This window comes from Streptomyces sp. SID14478 (genome assembly GCF_010548525.1).
Taxonomy (GTDB): Bacteria; Actinomycetota; Actinomycetes; order Streptomycetales; family Streptomycetaceae; genus Streptomyces.
On the sequence record NZ_JAAGMG010001245.1, the window covers coordinates 1 to 1,824 of the forward strand.

Annotated in this window: 1 protein-coding gene and 1 pseudogene; both read right to left on the reverse strand. The window is 73.8% G+C overall.

The genetic code is table 11. The features are described 5' to 3' along the window. Positions 1–554 precede the first annotated feature (554 nt). On the reverse strand, positions 555–1,181 hold the full coding sequence (locus G3I40_RS39900) for a GNAT family N-acetyltransferase (RefSeq protein WP_164559713.1): 627 nt from the start codon (positions 1,179–1,181) through the stop codon (positions 555–557). A 421-nt stretch (positions 1,182–1,602) separates the two neighbouring features. After that, positions 1,603–1,824 (reverse strand): annotated as a pseudogene (locus G3I40_RS39905) (polyprenyl synthetase family protein); the annotation flags it as partial.

A 1,824-nucleotide genomic window follows, 5' to 3' on the forward strand; every position in this document is an offset into this window, starting at 1 on the left:
GCCGCACGGGTCGGGACCGGCGCATCACGCCGGACGGGCTGCCGCACAGGTCGGGAGCGCCGTATCCCGCCGGGCAGCCGGCCGCACCGGCCAGGAGCACCGCATCACTCCGGACGGCCGGCCGCACAGGCCGGGAGCGCCGCATCACGCCGGGCAGCCGGCCGCACAGGCCAGGAGCACCGCATCACCTCGGACAACGTGACGTACAGGCCGGGAGCGCCGCATCCCGCCGGACAGCCTGCCGGACAAGCCGAGAGCGCCGCATCACATCAGGCAGCCTGCCGCACAAGCCGAGAGCGCCCCATCACTTCGGGCATCCCGCCGCACAAGCTGCGGGAGCGGATCCCGCCCGGCGGCCTGCCGCACAGGCGAGGAACGGCCGCATCATGCCGGGCGGGGGATGAACACCCCGCCCGTTCCCACCCCGCCGGACTCAGACCCGGACCCAGACCCAGGCGGCCTGGCCCAACCGAACAAGCCTCAACCGAACAAGCCTCAACCGAACCAGCCTCAGCCGGCCCGGGTCAGCCGCCCCGGACCCAATCGTCCCGCAGTCAACCGACCTGCGGCTCCCGCCACATGGGCCACAAGGACGGCCCGTCCGGCAGCTCGACCGCGGTGCCGGTGAACACGAAACCGAGCCGCTCGTACAGGGCGCGACTGGTGACGCTGCTCGCCTCCAGATAGGCGGGCAGCCCCTCGCGGTCGCAGCGCTCCAGGACCGGCGTCATCAGCGCGGTGCCCAGCCCCTCTCCCTGTCGGCCCGGCCGCACCCCGATCATCCACAGATACGCGTGCGCGCGGTCGGCCGGGTGCACGTCCTCCATGAGCCGGACGATCTCCTCGATCCGCTCGTTGTCGGGGTCGACGGCGGCACGCACCTGCGCCGGAACGTCCTCCGGTTCACCTTCTTCGGCGGGCGGCGCATCGGCTTCGGCATGCGGCGCGTCCGGGAACTCGACCCAGAGCGCGGCGGCCGACCCGTCCTCCGTGAGGTCGACGTACCCCTCGGCGAGCGTCGCGTCGGTGAACTCCCCCATCAGGCGCGCGTGCCGGGCCCGCCGGTACGCCTCGCCGGGGAACACCCAGCCGCTGACCGGATCGTCCATGAACGCCTCGTCGAGCAGCCCGACGACGAAGTCCCGGTCACTCTCCCCCGCCCGCCGTATCCCCACGCCCACCTTGGATCCCCTCTGCCCGGGCGCCTCAACTCGCCCGCCCTGTCCGGTCGTTGGCAGCCTAGGCGATCACTCCCGAACGCGGGTACGGGCCCCGCGTTCCGCCCGGTCTGCGACGGAATGCGGGGCCCGTACCCGAAGGCCGTGCGGCAGCTCAGCCGCTGATGGCCGAACGCCGACCGGCAGGCTGGCAGGCAGTCCGGTCAGTCTGGGTCACAGCAGTCACAGCAGTCACAGCAGTCACGGAAGCCACGGCTGTTCCACCAGCAGGGCGGCCGCCCCACCCCCCGTGATGGCGCTCCCCGTCCTCCCGCAGGAGATCCCCATGGCCACGCTGGACCCCGCCCCCGTCACCCCCCTCCTCGTCCTAGGTACGGCCGCGATCGGCCGCGGCCGTACGTCGCCGAACACCGGCCGGGCGCCCTCAGTGGCCGCGCCGCGTCACGAACTCCGCGAGGGACAGCAGGCCGCCCGCCGCTTCCGGCACCGGCACCGCCTGCGCCAACTGGTGCAAGGCCCTGGACATCTCGTCCGCTGCCCGCGCCTGCGCCCAGTCACGCCCCCCGGCCCGCTCGACGGCCAGCGCGATCGCCTCCAGTTCGGCCGCGCCCTCCTTGCCCGGGCCCGGCGGCCCGTACAGCGCGGC